Annotated in this window: 13 protein-coding genes; 8 read left to right on the forward strand and 5 right to left on the reverse strand. The window is 47.8% G+C overall.

Going from position 1 to position 18,009, the window contains the following annotated elements; genetic code table 11:
• Positions 1 to 10: 10 nt before the first annotated feature.
• The 7 genes from ACEW9O_RS12420 to ACEW9O_RS12450 all read left to right on the forward strand — a co-directional run bounded on the left by ACEW9O_RS12420 (position 11) and on the right by ACEW9O_RS12450 (position 10,871).
• Positions 11 to 6,400 carry a gliding motility-associated C-terminal domain-containing protein gene (locus ACEW9O_RS12420; RefSeq protein WP_373550486.1) on the forward strand — a complete coding sequence of 2,130 codons (6,390 nt, stop codon included), beginning with the start codon at positions 11 to 13 and terminating at the stop codon, positions 6,398 to 6,400.
• Between the two features lie 9 nt (positions 6,401 to 6,409).
• Positions 6,410 to 7,366: a type IX secretion system membrane protein PorP/SprF gene (locus ACEW9O_RS12425; protein WP_373550487.1), complete on the forward strand. Its 957-nt coding sequence runs from the start codon at positions 6,410 to 6,412 to the stop codon at positions 7,364 to 7,366.
• Positions 7,367 to 7,398: 32 nt separating this feature from the next.
• Entirely contained in the window at positions 7,399 to 7,938 is a 540-nt protein-coding gene (locus ACEW9O_RS12430; RefSeq protein ID WP_373550488.1) for an inorganic diphosphatase, read from the forward strand.
• A gap of 10 nt (positions 7,939 to 7,948) precedes the next feature.
• Entirely contained in the window at positions 7,949 to 8,239 is a 291-nt protein-coding gene (locus tag ACEW9O_RS12435; RefSeq protein WP_373550489.1) for a hypothetical protein, read from the forward strand.
• A 77-nt stretch (positions 8,240 to 8,316) separates the two neighbouring features.
• Positions 8,317 to 9,219, forward strand: coding sequence for a hypothetical protein (locus ACEW9O_RS12440; RefSeq protein ID WP_373550490.1), 903 nt, complete (start codon positions 8,317 to 8,319; stop codon positions 9,217 to 9,219).
• A gap of 79 nt (positions 9,220 to 9,298) precedes the next feature.
• On the forward strand, positions 9,299 to 9,667 hold the full coding sequence (locus ACEW9O_RS12445; RefSeq protein WP_373550491.1) for a DUF2200 domain-containing protein: 369 nt from the start codon (positions 9,299 to 9,301) through the stop codon (positions 9,665 to 9,667).
• 121 nt (positions 9,668 to 9,788) lie between these two features.
• Positions 9,789 to 10,871 (forward strand): serine hydrolase domain-containing protein, encoded by a 1,083-nt coding sequence (locus ACEW9O_RS12450; RefSeq protein WP_373550492.1) that lies wholly within the window; start codon positions 9,789 to 9,791, stop codon positions 10,869 to 10,871.
• Positions 10,872 to 10,993: 122 nt separating this feature from the next.
• Here ACEW9O_RS12450 and ACEW9O_RS12455 read toward each other — a convergent pair whose 3' ends face one another.
• Positions 10,994 to 11,617, reverse strand: a complete 624-nt coding sequence (locus ACEW9O_RS12455; RefSeq protein WP_373550493.1) for a copper homeostasis protein CutC — start codon at positions 11,615 to 11,617, stop codon at positions 10,994 to 10,996.
• Between the two features lie 146 nt (positions 11,618 to 11,763).
• Here ACEW9O_RS12455 and ACEW9O_RS12460 point away from each other — a divergent pair, with 146 nt between their 5' ends.
• Positions 11,764 to 12,990 (forward strand): ABC transporter permease, encoded by a 1,227-nt coding sequence (locus ACEW9O_RS12460; protein WP_373550494.1) that lies wholly within the window; start codon positions 11,764 to 11,766, stop codon positions 12,988 to 12,990.
• 2 nt (positions 12,991 to 12,992) lie between these two features.
• On the opposite strand, the gene ACEW9O_RS12465 is transcribed toward ACEW9O_RS12460, so the two are convergent.
• Genes ACEW9O_RS12465 through ACEW9O_RS12480 form a run of 4 tightly spaced genes read right to left on the reverse strand, consistent with a single transcriptional unit; the run spans position 12,993 to position 17,961 of the window.
• Complete coding sequence (locus ACEW9O_RS12465; protein WP_373550495.1) at positions 12,993 to 13,907, reverse strand: FkbM family methyltransferase; 915 nt, start codon at positions 13,905 to 13,907, stop codon at positions 12,993 to 12,995.
• 34 nt (positions 13,908 to 13,941) lie between these two features.
• On the reverse strand, positions 13,942 to 15,390 hold the full coding sequence (locus tag ACEW9O_RS12470) for an O-antigen ligase family protein (protein WP_373550496.1): 1,449 nt from the start codon (positions 15,388 to 15,390) through the stop codon (positions 13,942 to 13,944).
• On the reverse strand, positions 15,380 to 16,480 hold the full coding sequence (locus tag ACEW9O_RS12475) for a hypothetical protein (protein WP_373550497.1): 1,101 nt from the start codon (positions 16,478 to 16,480) through the stop codon (positions 15,380 to 15,382). The genes ACEW9O_RS12470 and ACEW9O_RS12475 overlap by 11 nt, the downstream gene beginning before the upstream one ends.
• 32 nt (positions 16,481 to 16,512) lie before the next feature.
• Positions 16,513 to 17,961, reverse strand: a complete 1,449-nt coding sequence (locus ACEW9O_RS12480; protein WP_373550498.1) for an oligosaccharide flippase family protein — start codon at positions 17,959 to 17,961, stop codon at positions 16,513 to 16,515.
• Between the last annotated feature and the right edge of the window lie 48 nt (positions 17,962 to 18,009).

Here is an 18,009-nt window from a genome sequence, read left to right on the forward strand (position 1 = left end):
CCGTTTTGGTATGAAGCATTTGGTTTACTCCCTCGCCATACTGGCCACATGCCTGCTTTTTGACACTGCTTTGTCGGGAAAGGCCAAGCAGCCCGATCGTTTTTTCCCTTTGACCCGCTTGGTGGAAGATACGACACTTGTGGCCTGTGAAGACGCCGATACTGCCTACAGCACCTGGTTCAATACCTTACAACTACAGGTGACGCTGCCCGCGCAGCAAAGCGGCCATACCGTAACCATTACCCCCACTCCGCCGGAGGCCTTTGTTTTTAAAGGGCCATGCGTTGACACCTTGCGGCTGACTTTTACCGTGACGAACCAGGGCGGTCAACCCGTCTCCAACGATACCTATGTATTCATCGTCGGCGACAATGAAGCGCCCAAGATCATTTCTTCCATTGCCGACTCGCTGATTTTGGGTTGTAAAGATCCCATCCCAGACACTTCTACGGTAAAAATCACGGACAACTGTGCCCTGGCCAATGTCGTGTACAACCAAAGTGATGTGGGCAGTGGCAACTGTATTTACCGCCGCAAAATTGTGCGTACCTGGCGGGCCTTCGACAAATGTGGCAACCGCAGCGATTACAGACAGGTGATTGTGATCACGGATGTTGATGCACCTTCCTTTGGACAATTCCCCCTTGATACCAGCATCACCTGTAATGTGGCCACAATTCCTGAAATTTTAGGAATCCCCATTTTAAGAGACAATTGTGACCCCGATCCAATCCTCAGTTTTACGGATGAAATTGTTTATGGTACTGACCCCAATTGCAAAAACACCTACGAGCTGCGGCGTCTCTGGAAAAGTGAAGACGTGTGTGGCAACAGCGCCGTACAACGCCAAATCATCACCGTAATTGACAATGTCAAGCCCAGTTTTACACCAGCCCGCGATACCATCATCGATTGCCGCTTTGGGGATGACCCAGCCTTTTCGGGCAAACCTAAAAACCTGAGCGACAACTGTAGCGCCCTTACGGAAGCCAATTTGAGCTTCAATGACGTACTACAAGGTGGAAGTTGCGACAACAATTACATCGTGCTGCGCACCTGGCGGCTGACGGATAGTTGTGGCAATTTCATTACGGCCCAACAGCGCATTGAGGTGATCGACCGCACGGCACCAGAGATCACCCGTGCACCCATCAACCTGATTTTGAATTGTGATGCCAATTTGGATGCCGAAGCACGATTCAATGCCTGGATCGGCAGCCTGGGCAACGCACTCGCAGTAGACAATTGTACCACCCCAGCTTCTGCCCTGCGATGGATTTTGCAGGACGCCCAAAGCGGCGGGGCGGTGAGTTTCCCTACCCTGCGTTGTTCTACCGGAGACAGTATTATTCTGGAGCGGCGGGTGCGTTTTATTGTGGAAGATGAATGTGGCAATCGGGATACGGCCATCGCCGTTTTTCAAGTCATTGATGATCAGGCCCCGGAACTGAGCAATTGCCCCAGTGATGCCGAAATCAATGCTGACCAGGGCCAATGTACCGCCAATTATAACTTACTGCCTCCAACGGTAAACGAGATCTGTACTTTTGCGGCACCCAATAACGAAGACATTCTGTATCGCTACCGCATCAACAATGGAGCTGTAAAAACCATACCAGGGTTTGTACCTGTTCAAGTGAGTTTAAACATTGGTGCCAACCGCATCACTTATTACGTACAAGACTGTGCGGGCAATACCGACTCCTGTAGTTATACCATCACCGTGCGGGATCGGGAGCGCCCCGAAATTATTTGCCCGCCGGATATTGAACTGATTCTGGCTACCGGAGCTTGTACAGCTGCTCTGACTTTGCCGCGCCCTATAGCAACCGACAATTGTAGCCTGGCCGGTAGTTACAACCGAACTTTACCCCTGGATAGCAGCAGCGCATTTTTGACCTACTCCTTCAATGCGGCTTTGAACAGCTACATCGCCGGAGGAAAAGTGCTGAATTTTACCAACGTGGCACCCAATGCAACGGGCGATGCCAGCATTGTAGTCAATTACAAAGGTGACTTCAATTCCCCCAATGCCATTTTGGAAGTTTTTGGAGAAAACGGTCGCTTTTTAGGCAATTCCAACCTGGGCGATGCCACCTGTAATCAGGCTGGGCAGTTGAACCTCAGCATTCCCCGTGATACCTTTAACCGTTGGGCAGCCGATGGCGTGATTGTACTGCGGGTAGCGCCACGCCGCATCAGTACACCTTCCGGGCAACCCGGAGAGGGGGTCAATCCTTGTATCCCATCCGCGATTGTGAACGACGGGGATACCGATCGGCAAGGTTACATTTTTGCCAACCTGGCTTACCCAAGTGTATTGCCCTTGTATTTTGCGCAAGGTGCTACACCTATAACTGCTGCTCGGATGCCCGTACCGCCAGATAGTGTGAGGGTGCAGTTTGCATTGGGTGAAACCCGGGTATCCTACGTCATTCAGGATGCCGGGGGCAATGCCGATACCTGTACTTTTAAAGTGACGGTTAAGGACAATGAATTGCCGGTGGCCAAATGTCAGGCCACCACTTTGTTCGTCAATCCTTCGGGACTGGAAACGGAACAAATCAATGCTACCGAGATTGATGCCGGAAGTTCGGACAACTGCGGTGCACCCACCCTGAGCCTCAGCCCCAATACCTTCACCTGTGCTCAGGCTGGAACGGTACAAAATGTGACATTAACTGTTACCGACCGCGCCGGGAATATTGCCCGTTGCTCGACCATCGTGCGCATCGAAAACGAGCGCCCAGCTCCTGCTGCCAACTCTGGTTTGTGTGGCAACGACACCTTGTCTTTGTTTGCCAATCCACCCTTGGCCAATGGTGGCACGGTTTTCACCTTCCGCTGGACGGGCCCTAATGGTTTCGCGTCCAACTTGCAAAATCCCAAAATCCCCAAAGTGAGTTCGCGCAACGCGGGGTCTTATTCAGTAGAAATCACCGGGATCACGGGCTGCAAGTCGACGGGTGTGGTGGAGGTTTCGATTGAGGACTTGCCAGTGACGCCCACTTTATTGTTGACCAAAGAAAACTACTGCTCCGCTGAAGACATCGTTTTGACTTCATCGATTGCGCCATCGGGCTCCAATGTGTTTTTCCGCTGGTACAAAGGAGAAGCCCCCAATGGTACGGTAATCGGTCAAACCATTGTACCCAGCCTGACGATCCGGGCACCCCATGCGGAAAGCCAGGACAACTACTACCTGACCATCGAATCGGGCGGTTGTGAATCACTGCCTTCTGCGCCTAAAGTGATCCGCATTTACCAAAAGCCCCAGGCCATTCCTAAAAAAGCCAGTTTTTCAGTTTGTGAAGGGGAACCCATCGTATTTGGCACCGAGGTGGCAGGCCCCGGCATCACCTATCAATGGATGGGGCCTAACGGCTACAGTTCCACCAGTCAATCTCCCCCTGCCATCACCGCCGCTACCATGGCAAGTGCGGGAGTGTACACCCTGGTGGTTTCACGCTTTGGTTGCGCTTCGGATCAAACCTTTATCCCAGTCAGCGTATTGATGCGTCCGGCGCAACCACAGTTGACCTCTTCAGGCGCGGCCTGTGAAGGAGGAAAAATCACCCTGCGCACCAATGCCAGCGCTTCATTTTATACCTGGGTAAGCCCAGCTTTGGAAGAGTTCCGCACCAGCGTAAGTAGTTTTGACCTCAACAACGTTACCAATGCCCAGGAGGGCCCATGGCGTTTGTACCTGACCAATCAGGAATGTAGTTCAATCCTCTCACAAGCATTGGAAGTCGTCGTCAATGACAAACCCAAACCCAAAGCCTCGGCCAGCTCAGCTACCATTTGTGAAAGCAGTCGCCTGGAACTAAAGGTTACCCCGGCCACGCCCAATGCGGCTTTCCAGTGGACTGGCCCAAACAATTTTAACTCCGTAGGTAGTACTGTGGCCATCGACAATGTTCGCCAGATCAACTCCGGGCGGTATGTGATAAAGGTGACCAGCGCAGAAGGCTGCGTGGGAATGGACTCTGTAACGGTTGAAGTCATCACCAGCATTCGTATTTTTAACGTGACCAACAACGCGCCCAAATGTTTGACGGGCCCGACGGACATCATTTTATCGGCCAATTTTTTCCCAGCCGACGATGGCAATTTCCGCTACAGTTGGGCCGGCCCGAATGGGTTTGCGGCCAATACCGCCCAGGCAACCATTCCCAATGCCACCCAGGCCAACAATGGCAATTATTCGGTGGTCATCACTACAGCGGGGGGCTGCACCTCGGAAGCAGTGAGCACTCTCGTCAACATGAGCGACCCACCCGCGATACCCACGGTACCAAAACTTTCAGAAACAACCATACAACCCCTTTGTGTAGGTGGTGCGATTACCCTTTGTACCAATTCGTATCAAGGAACTACTGTGACATACAATTGGATTACGCCCAACAAGGGGGTATTCTTGACTACGACTCCTTGCTTCAGTATCCCTCAATCAGTAGCTGATGATTCGGGTATCTATTCAGTATTTGTGAGCATTGATGGATGTAATTCGCGTGAGTCTGGCGAAGTCATATTACAGGTTACACCCAAACCCATTCTCACGGCCTCTGCGAGTGGTCCAGTATGCCAGGGTTTGCCCATCGAGTTGAAATCTACGTTTGTGCCTGGTGCTACCTACAATTGGAGCGGGCCGAATTTTAGTTCTTCTTTGGCCAGTCCAATTATTGCCGAAGCAGACTCTACTCAGCACGCGGGTACCTATTCCGTTTTTGCTACCCTCAATGGTTGTAAATCGGACATCGTAACAACCAAAGTGGAGGTGCTAGCGGGTGCCCGCCGCCCATCTTTAGTTGGCAATAGTCCCTTGTGCATCAGTGGGGCTGATGCGCGCTTGCGCTTGTCGTTAAGGCCTGGCACTGCCACGGCAGGAGCGGTATACACTTGGAGTGGGCCAAACGGGGCCCTGGGTACGAGTACCACCACTGATTTTGACATTTTGGATTTGAGCAGTTTTGCCGAAGGCATCAACAATTTTACGGTGCAGGCCAAATTGGGGGTTTGTAATTCCAGGGTATCGGAACCTTTCCCTATTTCGTTTAGTAAAATCCCCGCTGGGCAAGCCTTTGCTGGCGCAGACCTTTTGGGTTGTGAAAAATCTCCGATTACCCTCAGTGCACAAGCACCCGCGATTGGAACGGGAACCTGGAGCCTGGTGAATGGGGATACAACGGGTGTGCGCATCGTTGATCCCAGTTTGGCTAGAACCTTGGTCGATGGCCTGAAAGGGGGTCAAAATTATACTTTCCGCTGGACGCTTTCCAGTGGTGCTTGTAGTGATTATTCCAGTGATGAGATAAAACTCACTGTAAACAAACCCGATACGGCCTTTGCCGGCACGGATATTTTGGCTTGTTTTTCCCGTGAGATCAAACTCAATGCGCGGCCTTCCACCAGTGCCCCAGGGGTTTGGAGTCAATCGGAAGTTCAGGGATTGCTGGGAGTACTGATTCTAGATCCTACTAACCCTCAAAGCGGGGTGACGGGCATGCAACCGGGCAACCTTTATGCCTTCACCTGGACGCTTAAGGCGGGTGGCTGTGGGAACATTATCGACGAGGTTTTGGTATTGATTTCTGACCCCGGGCCGTATGCGGGAGGGGATCAATCCATCTGCAACAACGAAGCCGTGATCCTGCTGGATGCCGATAATCCTACGGATGGCAGCCGGGGGCGTTGGACCGCCATTACGCAAGGCATAAACATACCCAACCCCGAAGACCCGAAAGCGCAGGTGCGCAATTTGCGGATCGGGGACAATACCTTTGTTTGGGAGGTCGACAATGGTATTTGTGGCAAAGATTCCCGCGATACGGTGGTGATCACCTACAAACGTTCACCCAAAGCCCTGAACGACCTCGTGAGTGGAGGTTTTGGTTTGGACATCCCGATCAACGTACTCCTCAACGATACGGTACCCGCCAATACCCAGGTGAGCATCATTAGGCAGCCTTTTAATGGGAGCTTGCTTGCCACCGGAAATGGCATCTTTACGTACACACCGCGCACCAATTTTGTGGGCGAAGACAAGTTTTTGTATCAAATCTGTAGCGCGGGTTGCGACTGTTCCCAAGCGGAAGTGACCATTGAGATCGGTTCGGATGCGGATTGCAAGATCCCTTCGGTGATCACGCCCAACAATGACTTGATCAACGATGTCTTTACGATCCCTTGTTTGTTGGACGATACCGAGTACCCTGAAAGCCAGGTCATCATCTTCAATCGCTGGGGCGATGAAGTATTCCGATCGGGCAAACCCTACAAAAACACCTGGTCGGGCACCTACAATGGCGAAGATTTACCAGCGGACACCTATTTCTACATCCTTGATTTTGGCAAAGGACAAAAGCCTAAAAACGGATTTTTAGTCATCCAGCGATAAACACAGGCTATGAGAAAAATCTACCTCCTATTCATCATTCTGGGCTTGGGCTGCGGGGTGCAGGCTCAACAAGAAAACCAGTTCACCCAATTTCAGCATTACAAACTGGGCTTTAATCCAGCCTACGCGGGCAACGCCGAAGGCATCTCCATCGCGGCCTTGGTACGACAGCAATGGCTGGGCATCAAAGGTGCGCCGATGGTACAACTCTTGTCCCTAAACATGCCAGTGCTCAACAACCGGGTGGGCATTGGGGCCAATTTTGCGCTGGCCTCCATTGGGGTAACCAAGCAATACACAGCGGAGTTGGCTTATGCCTACCGCATACCTGTGCCTCGGGGGCACCTCAATCTGGGTTTGATGACCTCGATCCGCAATTTTCAAATGAATTTTTCGGAGTTAGAAGGCTCGCAGCCGACCTCGATTGATGGGGCGATTCCGGCGGGTTTACAAAGCAAATACGTGCCCAATTTTGGCGCGGGCATTTATTACGATGCGCAGAATTTTTACATTGGTGTATCTTCCCCACGCTTGTTGAACGTGAGCATCGATCTGGCCGACGGCAGTGGCACCATTTCGCGCGAAACGCCGCATTTTTTCCTGATGACCGGGGTGATGATTCCGCTGGGTGAGAAGATCAAATTGCAACCACAAACCTTACTCAAATATGTCAAAGGTGCACCTTTTGATGCCGATGCCAACCTCAGCCTGATTTTTAACGAACGTTACACTTTTGGGGCATCCTACCGTTTGGGTGGTTCCAGTGCATCGGGGGTGGGTGAATCGGTATCAGGCCTATTTAGTGTACAAATGGGCAAAAACTTGCTCATTGGCATGTCCTACGATGCGACCTTATCGGAATTGCGGCGGTACAACAATGGTAGCTTGGAGGTGGTGCTGCGCTACTTCATCAATGGAAGGAATTCGGGGGATGTGATTTATGAGAACCCGAGGTTTTTCTTTTGAGTAACTTTGATCAACAATAAAACCAATATCAAATGAAAAATACCTTCAACCCCTGGCATCATGTTTCACCTGGCGACAATTTGCCAGACATTGTCAACGGCATCATTGAAATACCCAAAGGCACCCGCGCCAAATACGAACTCGACAAAGAAAGTGGCCTTTTGATATTGGATCGGGTACTTTATTCTTCGGTGTATTATCCGGCAAATTACGGGTTCATTCCTCAGAGTTACTGTGACGACAAGGATCCCTTGGATATATTGATCCTATCCCAAATTGATGTGGTGCCCATGTGTATTGTTCCTGCCAAAATAATCGGGGTCATGCGCATGCTCGACAACGGTGAGGCCGACGATAAAATCATTGCGGTAGCGGCAGGTGACCCAAGTGTAAGCCACATCAAAGACATCTCCGAATTGCCCGCACATTTTATTTCTGAAATGCGGAGCTTTTTTGAAGATTACAAAAAATTAGAGAACAAAACGGTAGTGGTTGAAGAGTTTTTGGACCGTGAAACGGCGATTAAGATTTTGCAGGATAGTTTTGATTTGTATCAGGAGGTTTTTGGGTAGAATAACAAAAATGAAAGGAGAACAAATCCAAACGCTCCACCCTCTTCCAGGCAAAACCAACAAACGCATTGCCCTGGAAAAATACGAGGTAATCAAGGAGCAGATTTTGTCCATTTTAGGCCAATCCGAGCTGACCCACACCGAGTTGATGGAGCAATTGTATGCCAATGTAAAGGACAGCTTTGAAGGGGGAGTTCAATGGTATGGGGAGACCGTAAAATTGGATTTGGAAGCCAGAAAAGTGATTGAACGAACGGGGACTAAACCAGAAAAGTATCGCTTAAAAACATCAAACGACTAACCTATAACTTCGTGTCCAATGGCTGAAAAAAAATCAAAACTGGTAGAAATCAAAACCAAGCCTAAACGTTGCTAACCATGATCAGTAAATTTTCCACCATTGTCCTTAGCTTATTTTTAGCAGTTCATGGTTACGCCCAGGTACCCAATTCAGACCTTGCTAAACGAGTTTTAATGGCCCCAGAAAGTGTTTTTAAAATGTTTCGGGAAGCAGGAATGAACCCTGTAAACCATGAATTAACGGAAATTGAACGGGCAAAAGTTGAAAAAGCGTTTGCCATTTTACCTCCGCTTTATCAAAAAACCCTGAAAGGGCATTTACACAGCATCAGCTTTATGGACAACATGCCCAATACTGCCCTGACCTCACCAGTAGAAAGCTCGGATTCCATAAAAATGTTCAACATTACTTTTCGAGCGGGCATACTGAATGAAACGATTTCTGAATGGGCCACCCAGAAAGAATATACCTGTTATGACCGAACCGCAAATCCCGATTTAGCAATCAGTATTGAGGCTGGTGAATTGGATGCGATTCAATATATTTTATTGCACGAGGCTACACATGTGGTAGATGTGGTTTTAAACATTACACCCCATCCCCAAGAAAGAGGGGAGTTGGTAGAGCCTACTCCTTATACCAAAAACATTTGGTATAAGATGAACATACCCACCGAACCATTCATTGATTCCCTGTTGGAGAAAACCCGTTTCCGCAGTGGCAAAACGTTACCCATAGCACTGGCACCAGAGATTTACAAGGCCCTGCGCAAAACACCCTTTGCCTCTCTATATGGAATGGCAAGCTGGTCTGAAGATCTAGCCGAACTCGCTACCATCTATCACCTCACGAACAAAATGAACCAACCGTTTCGGGTTGTAGTGAAAAAGAAAGACCTTGAGCTAATCAAATTTGAACCCATGAAAAACAAACGGGTTAAAAAACGCCTGGCACAGTTGGAGTTTTTCTACAAAAGCTGATACTTATGATCCAAAAACATCGACATCCAAATTCAAAAACCAACTGGTATTCACAAACAACATAAAAGTGAAGACAGACATGAACATTTCCGACACCCACCATCAGCGAATGGCAAAAATGACCTTCGCTTCGGTCTATCCGATGTACCTCACCAAAGTAGAGAAGAAAGGGAGGACCAAAGAAGAATTGCATCAGGTCATCACGTGGTTAACTGGCTTTGATGACCAGAAGCTACAAGAACTCATCCAAGAAAAGGTAACGTTTGAAACATTCTTCCAACGAGCTTCGCTACACCCCAATGCACCGCTCATTACCGGACTAATCTGTGGGTATCGCATAGAGGAAATCGAAAATCCTTTGACGCAGCAGGTCCGGTATTTGGATAAGTTGGTGGATGAGTTGGCGAAGGGCCGGAAGATGGAGAAGATTTTGCGTCAGGCGGGGTGAGAGGCTTTGGGTAAATCCAATTGCAAATTTGAACTTATCGGCTTAAATTGAACGGTAGGGCTAAAAAGCCCGCCACATCGCCATGCTGTCGTTCATTATTTTAAAACAAACACGAAAGAACATGAAGAAATTGATTGTATATGGAATCCTTTTTCAAACCATCAGTCTTTTTGGACAAGAAAAGACTTTCCAAAACAAAGCAAGCGATCTCATTGAAGGCGCAGTTAAAGAGAATCGAACCGTTGGTATTGGTGCAGGTTTCTCTGTAAATGGAGTCATAAAGTGGCAACAGGGAACAGGATATATGGATGTAGAAAATAAAGCAGTTTTTGACACTACGACCAAAACAAGAATTGCATCCATAACCAAACCAATGACAGCAATCGCAATCATGCAGCTTTATGAGCAAGGAAAATTGAAATTGGACGAGCCTATTCAAACTTACTTGCCAAATTTTCCAAAAAAGAAAGAAGGAGAAATTACGATTAGACAACTCTTGCAACATTCATCAGGATTGGATGGGTACAACGGCAATAAGGAGCAAGAGAACAAAATCAATTATCCCAGCTTGACTGATGCATTAGCTTTGTTTAAAGAAAGAGCTTTAATCGCTACACCTGGACAAGCCTTTAATTATACAACGTATGGCTATGTAGTATTAGGGCTTATTGTTGAGAAGGTTTCAGGAATAAGTTATGAATCCTATTTACAATCTAATATTTGGGACAAAGCTCAAATGACCAGTACAGGGATTGAATATTTTGATAAAAGCATTCCCAATAAAGCACTCATTTACCACGCAGATTCCAAAGGCAAAATAAAACAGGCTAACCAAACAAATTTAAGCGACAGAATCCCTGGAGGTGGCGTTTATTCAACGGTAAGCGATATGTTAAAATTCGGGGATGCGGTTTTAAATTTTAGTTTGATCAAGGAATCTACTTTTAAAATGATGGTTGAAAATCCAAATCTTAAAACCCAAGGAAATGGTTATGGCTTTGGGTGGTATTTATATGGTGAAAACCCCAATTATGGACAGGTTTATGGACACAATGGAACCCAAACCGGAGCTTCAACATTCTTAATGTTGTTACCCAAACAAAAGACTACAATTGTGGTGCTTTCCAATACATCAGGGGCAATACAGTCAGTTTCTGACATCACCATAAAATTATTTGACATCGCTGCTCAGTCAACAAAATAGATAAGTAAAATCAAAAACTGTAGCTACCTGTACCTCTGGTATTCCTGCTTTTTCTTTATACCCCACGCGGGATGACCAAGAAGGTGCTAACAGATTTTATCAAAAGACAACTTCCGATTACCTCACACAATCAACCGTCCATGATACGCCGGGCCCCCAATCTCTGCCGCCAACGCCTCCAAATTCTCCTTCGTGATTTTCCCCGCCGCCATCACCTTAATCCGGCCCTTGCTCAGGGCCACCATTTGGCGCAGCACGGGTAAACCCTCGCGTGCAGTGGGTTTCCCTCCGGAAGTAAGCACGTAATCAATCAAGTTGTGGTGGGCCAGCAGGTGTTCAAAAGCAGCAACCGGATCCGGCGTATAGTCGATGCATTTGTGCACCACCACCAGCATTTCTGGTTTGGCGAGGGTAGCCAGTTTCAGGATATTTTCCAGGTCGAGTTCGCCGCTTGAAGTCAGTGCGCCGAGTACTACCCCGGGCACGCCCTGGGCTTTGCAGTAGGCAATCTCGAGTTCCATTTGCCCCAGTTCCTCCGCCGTGTACACAAAATCGCCACCGCGGGGGCGGATCATCACATGAATGGGAATGGCCAATTCCTGAAGCGCTTGTTGGATAAAATCTTCATCGGGAGTCAGACCATCCAGGTCCAAACGCCCGCACAATTCAATCCGGGTGGCCCCATCCGCCTGGGCTTGCAGAGCAGCTTCCAGGGTATCTACACAAACTTCAATTTCTGCTTTCATTGGGTAAAATAAATTTGAGTGCATAAACATAAGTCTAATCATTCTTTTCTTCCATCGAAAAAGCTACCCTTGCCTCAATCAATCCACTTAATTTCAGGCAATCGACTTGATGCTTTGGATGCATCAAGCCCAAACAACACCGTACCATGTTCAAACAACTCCGCTTTTCCTTTGCCGAAGCCTTCGAAAACATTCGCTCCAATTTTTTTCATACCTTTTTGTCCATTCTGGGCATTGTGATTGGGGTAGCGGCTTTGGTCTCTATTTTATCCCTCATCGATGGCATGGAGCAATACGCCAAGGAGCAGATCAGCAGTACCACCGACCTCAAAAACGTGATGATCCAAACCCAAACCCAGCAGATCATCAACAACATTCGGGTCAAAAAAGACAGTTTTGGGTATTTGCAGTATCAAGACCTCAGGGAGCTGCAATCCGAATTTCAAGATCGTGCTAAAGCGCTGTTGTTCACCGAGCACAATGCGGCCCTCCAACGGGTGGGTGATTCCACTCAAGTAGCTGCCGTAGTCACCGGGATTGCGCCCGATTTACCCGCGACGGAAGTATTGATGCTGGGGCGCAAGTTTTCACCCACCGACCATACCAATCGAGCTAAAGTAGCCATCGTTAGCGCCCAATTGGCTCAGCTTTTGGCTAAAAAAAGCACTGTAGACCAGCTCATCGGGCAACTGATTCGCCATCAGCAGGCAGAATATACCATCATCGGAGTGTTGAAGCCGGGTAAGACACCTGCCCCCACATTTTTTGTTCCCATCAGTAGCCTTCCCGCAGGTACACTGGCACAATCGCCCCCCATTTGTATCCTGGAAGTAAATGTGGTAGAGGATGTCCCCAAAATCAAAACCGCCACTGAGGTCTGGCTGAAAAAACATTTCCCCAGTAAGCACCAGGATTTTCAAGTCCTTAGCAACGAATTTCGGGTGGATCAGGTGGCAAAAGGTTTTTTGCTTTTCCGCATTGTGATGGGCATGATTGTGGGCATCTCGGTATTGGTGGGTGGCATCGGCGTGATGAATGTATTGCTCATTTCGGTCACCGAACGCACCCGAGAAATTGGGGTACGCAAAGCCCTGGGTGCCAAAAAACGCGACATCATGCGCCTGTTTTTATCCGAATCCATTACGGTGTCCTTTTTGGGAAGTTTGATGGGACTGGGTTTGGGCATTTTGGGCACCAGCATTTTTATTCCCATCATCAAGGCGCTCACGCAAGCGCCTTTTCAAGCAGCTTACACCTGGAATACCCTGATCGTCATTTTGGTGATTGCACTCCTGATTGGAGTGATTTTTGGCACTTTTCCCGCCATCAAAGCGGCCCGATTGAATCCTGTGGATGCGATTCGCCACGAGTAGACTCACGGTTGATTTTTTTGAAAAACGATATTGTCGGACTCAAGATTGTTGCGCAGCAAATACTCGTTTAGGTCAGGCACGGCCATCAACTTTCCTTCAGGATCAATACTAAAGCTTTCATAGCCCATTACGCGAAGTAAGTTTGCCGCATCTTGATGGGCGGTATTGTGCCGCTCCGCACCGAGGTATTCCATAACGATGGGGCACTTCAATGTAGTTTTTAGAAAGTTTTGCATGCCCAGCAATACGCGGTATTCCGCACCTTCTACGTCGATTTTGATCAGGTTGGGTTGCAAATGATTTTGTGCAATGAATTTGTCCAGGGTAATGGTGGTAACATTTGCCTTGTTCGGTTTGTTTTTTGTATACCAGTTTTTTTGTTCAAATTGTTTGACTTCCAGTGTGTTGTATTCAGAGTACAAAATGGGGAATTCATAAAAGGAAAGCACCCCATTTTCATCCGAAACGGCTTGATTCAAGCAGTTTGCTTGTGGCAGGTTCTGCAAATTTTTGCTAAGGAAAGCAAAGGTGTTTTTTGAAGCCTCAAAAGCAATCACTTTACCACTTGTCCCAACCAGGTGTGCGGCCAGGGTAGAAAAATAACCCAGATGGGCACCCACATCGATGAACTGCTCGCCTTCTTTCAATGTATTGATCATGAACCTGGCCAAGCGAATTTCAGAAGCATGGGATTTGCCGCCAGTCAAAAATATATCCATCCCCGAAGGCAAAACCAATTGAAGATCCGTTCCAAAAAAAGTGTGGGCTTTAACGATGATTCCTTTTTTGGTAAAGGGGTAAATAATTTTCATAAAAGCCATCCCCAAAAGATACTTCAGGGGTTGTGCTTTTAACCGGGTAATTTTTGATCCCAAAGCCAATTGTTCTACCCTTTGCAGTCCTTCCTTTACATTCATGTTGCTACGTTGTAAACTTAAAGATAAAGCAAGTCTATTTTTTGTTGTTTTCGAGGTCCTGATTGACCAATACCGCCATACAAACGAAGAAAAATGAACCCATTTTATCGGTTTCTACCATATCATTGATCAACAAAAAGGCGTCCATCACCACCGTACACAAGGTCACAGCCATGATGATGCGCTGTCTGATCGGGTCAGTACAACGGTGGTAGATTTTTTCTGCTTGAATCAACACCAAAAAGCTCAAGGCAATGAACAAAATCAGCCCAACGTACCCTTGCTCCACCAGAGTCATCAGGTAATAACAATGCACTCCGGAGCCTTCGGGATTGTCACTGACGTAGGTTTGAAAACTGGTAATCGTATAAGATTGGTAAAAATTGACAAAATTACCTGGCCCAAAACCCATCCAGGGGCGATCCAAACTCATTTGAAAAGCTGCAACCCAGCGGTATACCCGTTCCATGGTGGAAATGTCTTCCATCTTGTAGGTGGCCTCCATGAGGTTGCCAAAATTCTCGTGACTGATGGTTTTGTTGAAATCCGGCGCAAAATCGAGGTAATTGTTGTCATAACTTAAGTACAAAAATCCGACAATTAAGGCTACCCCCGCCACGGCCAATACCGGGCGCATCAACCGCCATTTGATGATAAAATAAGCGCCCGCCGCCATAACCACTGCGACATAAGCCGCCCGGGTATAGGTAAAATAAATGGCCAGCAGCATCAAGCCCATTGCCCCAAAAAACAAGTACCACTTGAGGGAAAAACGCGGAAATTGAACGGGTGCAAACCACATCAGCGGGAAAAACAAAGCCAATAAGCCCGCATAACTAACGTGATTGCGGTAAAAAGGGCGCAGTACAAAATTGATTTCAGCAAAAGAAAAACCCGTCAAAGCATGCCGCAACATGATGACTGCTACAGTAAAGATCAAGGGCCAAAATACCCACCAAAACAAGCGCTGGTATTGTTCCCTGCGGTCGATGAAATAACCAGTCAGGCAATAAAAAACCACGATGTACCAGCTTTTGGCCAGTAAATATTTAACCGACACAAAAAGCAGCTTGGACTGTAGGGTGCAAAGCAAAATCCAGCTGAAGTGCAAGAGCAGCAACAATGAGATAGGATGCAGGATAAATTTGCTACTGATGCGGTGAATGTTGTGGAACAAAAAGGGTATACTGACCAAAAATAGACCAACAATCAAGGGCTCATCGGGCAAATCTGTACCAAAGCCATTGGGTAAAACCACCTCGGTCGACAGCGGAATGCAGGCCATCAGCAAAAAATAGATGGTGCGAATGTCCATCATCGTCCAATAAATGGCCAATACAAGCAGCGGCAAACCCGCCAAATAAATGAAATTGAGCGCCACCCCTGCCCAAATGGACAAAAGGGTGATCAACGCCAGTCCCCAAAATAGCACTTGAAGCTCCGACGTTTTCCGCGATTGGTGCATCAGTTGATTAGCGCGCATCGATGGCTTCTCCCCATTTGTTTTCACGATAGGCATCGAACAACAATACCCCAAAGCAGCCAATTACAAAGGCAATTGCTCCTGCAGCAAGAACCAATAAGGAACGTCGTGGCCGGGATTTGAGCACGGGGACTTCCGCTTCTTCCACAACCAATACCGTTGGGACGTCCGCTTCCAGCGCAGTACGTAGCATTTTGGCTTTTTCTACCTCGTCGCCCAACTGCCCGTTGGAGGTGTAATAGCGGGTTTCGATCATCATCAAGGCTGCTTCGCCGCCCGCCAGGTTGTTCAACTCTTCTTGTAAACTTTCTACTTCGGATTGATATCCTTTCATAGTTGCTTCGGTAAAAGCGACGGAGTCACGGGGTATTCGTGGGTTGTTTTTCATCGATTCCCATCTTCCTTTGAAACGAAAGTAACTGCCCTTGGCAATGATGTACCGTGCCGAAAGATCGGTAGAGACTTGCCGTGTATTGTAAATTTTGTACTTCGCCCGAAGTTTGCTCAGACTATCCGCCAGTTCTTGCAAAATCCGTTCTTTGACAACCAGACCTGATTCATAGGAGGCGAGGTTTTTGCGTTGATTGCCCTTGATGACTTCTTGTGACAAGTAATTGATCCGTTCCCTTGCGGCATTGGCGATCCGAGCCGCCAATTGGGGGTCAACATCCTCAAAAGTCAATTGGATGGCATCACGTTTGGTTTTGATGATTTCCATCCGCGAAAAAAGTTTTTCCCGCGCCCATACGTATGACTTGGGCTGATTTGGCGCAATCCGATAGTGCTGAAACAAATTGAAGGTATCGATCAAATAATCCCCCAATTCCTTCGACTCAGCAATGGTCAAAATGCGGTCGATGTCGTTGCCTGAACCATAGGGTTGTCCCCCAATGGATTTACCATACAAGATGTCGGGGCGCGCCAAATCTGGACTGGCCGCCAAAAAAACCGTAGTTGCTTTGTAAAAATTGGGCAACAACAAGGAAATACCCGCCGTACCTATCGCTGCCAGAAACGACAGCCCCAGAATTTGTTTGCGCCACTGGTACAAGGTGCGTACCACGCCAAAAAGATTGTCTTTATTTTCCATTTAAAAGCTAAATTCAACTTAAAGGCTAAAACCTAAAGCGTTTTAAGTAAACCCAATACCTCCCGAATGTTGATCAAACGCACAACAAAAGCAATTATTCCACAACCCGCCAAGGCCACTAAAAAAGCCCATAGTTTGAGGGTCGGCATAAGATAAACCCAACTCAAACTGGCTATACAAATGCACAAAATGGCCATTGCGATAAATTTAATGGCTTGTACCCAGGTAATACCTACCCCCATCAGTTTCTTGCACAGGTACAACTGTGCCGCAAAAATCAGGATTTGGGTAATGCAATTCGCCTCCGCTGCCCCTAATGCCTTGTGTAAGGGAATTAGCCAGAGGTTGAGCCCCAAATTGAGCAGTACACCCCAGACGTAGACCCGGTTCAACTCCCGAAGGCTGCCTTGCGCCACCAACAAAGTGCTGAAAATATAGACCCCACTCACGGGAATAAAACTGACGATCACCCATCCGAGGATATTTGCAGAATAAATGCTGCCATTGGTGTACAAACTGGTCATGATGCTTTCTCGGAAAATGATGGTACATGCCACCAGGGAAATGCCCCCACTCCAGATGATTTGTAAACCCAAATGCGCGAGAGGCTTAACATCTCCTCCCACTTTGAGCAAGCGAGCATACATGGGCATCAGCAGACTCGCAAAGAGATAACCAATCACATTACTGGCTTCCAGGAGTCGAAATGCCGAGGCATAAATATTCGTTTGTTCCCGGCCATCTACCAACATGCGTTCCATCAAAGGGGCATCTACACGGGTATACATGCTCATCAAAATGAAGGTTAGGGTAAAAGGTAATCCGGCTTTAACAATCGCCAGTATGCGCAACCGGTTGAACCGAAATACAATTGGCCCCGCATGGTAACGCACAATGGCAAAGGAAACAATTGCGCCCACAGCATAGCCGAGCAACTGGACATTAACAAACCATTGAATGTCAAAATTCCGCTCCTCGTAATACCCTATCCATAAGGGAATGCCCAAAAACAAAATCACCACCAGGCGATCGATCACCGATACCAAACTGTCGATCCAGTACAAACCCAAACCTGCAATGTTGGAGCGCAAATACATCACCATCGAATTGAGCACCTGGCACAGGGTCATGCCCAGCAAAATGCCCGGATATTCCCAGAGGTAGCCCGTAATCACCCCCACCAGCAACAACACCAGTGCATACACCAAAGACAAAAAACCCTTGGTGAGCAAAAACGCACTGAAGTACTTGGGCAACAAATGCGGATGCTGCGCAATGTAGCGGGTATTGTAATTCTGGATGCCAAAATCGGTAATGATGTTGAGAATTAGGGTGAGATTCAGGATGCTGAAATAGATGCCGTAGAGGTTTTCGGTCACCACGTTTTGCACCACGCGCTCTACCCCAAAGAGGTAGGTGGGTTTGATCACCAGATTGATGAACAAGAGGAAAAGGAGATTGGCCAGGAATTCGCGTTTCATGCCTGCGCTGCGGGTGCTTTGATTTGCGCGGCGAAGGTAAGGGAAAGT

Origin of the sequence: Haliscomenobacter sp., assembly GCF_041740695.1 — a bacterium.
GTDB lineage: Bacteria > Bacteroidota > Bacteroidia > Chitinophagales > Saprospiraceae > Haliscomenobacter.